Below are 454 nucleotides of genomic sequence, written 5' to 3'. Positions count from 1 at the left end.
AGACTCGGCAAAAAGACTCATCGCCTCTTTCACCGTTGTATGCAAAATATCGTCAATATTTTTTCCGTGAAAACGCACTTCCAATACGTGTTTTTTGAATCGTTTGCCTTCGCAATCATCGCAAAGCAAACGGACATCGGCCATGAAATGCATGTCTACTTCCACATAGCCATCGCCTTTGCACGTAGGGCACCTTCCTCCGTCCACGTTGAAAGAAAAATCCGTGGGCGAAAGCGAGCGCCTTGCGGACTGCGCTTGGTTCGCCATAATTCGCCGGATATCATCATACATTTTGATATAAGTCGCAGTATTCGATCGTGTGCTCCGGCCAATGGTGCTTTGATCAAGGAGTAGTAAGTGATGAATATTTTCCCAGCCCTTGAGCGAATCAAATTTTCCTACTTCATGAGAGGGAAAGGCTTCTTTTAAAATGAGACGAGCCAGAGACTTGTAG

At 45.6% G+C, this 454-nt stretch carries 1 pseudogene; it reads right to left on the bottom strand.

Annotated features, from left to right (window positions below):
- A pseudogene (locus JHD82_RS29060) lies at window positions 1–454 on the bottom strand (hypothetical protein); the annotation flags it as partial.

It is taken from the genome of Delftia sp. ASV31 (genome assembly GCF_016428765.1).
Taxonomy (GTDB): Bacteria; Pseudomonadota; Gammaproteobacteria; order Burkholderiales; family Burkholderiaceae_C; genus Comamonas; species Comamonas acidovorans.
This window is presented reverse-complemented; position numbering and strand designations above follow the sequence as displayed.